Genomic DNA, 436 nt, shown 5'->3' with positions numbered 1-436 from the left:
GTGTGGCGTCGTCGACGGGGAGGCGCCGCACGGCGTCCGGGGCGAGCCACACCGCCTGCCACAGCGAGCAGTCGTCGATCCGGGTCGCCACGAGCAGGCCGCACGCCTCGCAGGCCATGTTGGGGCCGTCGGCTCCGTCGAGGCCGCAGCAGTAACCGCCGCCGCGTTTCTCCGGGGCCAGCACGGTGCCGCGGGTGTCTCCGGGGGCGATGACGATCGCGCCCGGCGCGGCGTCGGACAGGACGGGGACGGGCGCGTAGATGCCCCGGGCCGCCGCCTCGTCCGGATCGATCTCCTCCCACGTCCGCCAGGGTGGTCCCCAGGGCTCCGGATCCACGGCGAATGTGCCCGGCTCCATGAGCACCGGGAGCTGGAGCCCGTTCCCGAACTGCTGATGGGCGTGGGCCGACAGGGGGACTTCGGACAGCAGGGGGGT

1 pseudogene is annotated in these 436 nt (G+C 74.3%); it reads right to left on the bottom strand.

Annotation, left to right across the window (positions count from 1 at the left end):
• Positions 1–436, bottom strand: a pseudogene (locus TN53_RS42475) (hypothetical protein); the annotation flags it as partial.

The organism is Streptomyces sp. WM6386, from assembly GCF_000972385.1.
GTDB lineage: Bacteria > Actinomycetota > Actinomycetes > Streptomycetales > Streptomycetaceae > Streptomyces.
Note: the sequence above shows the minus strand (reverse complement) of the source record. Positions and strands in the feature narration are given on the sequence as shown.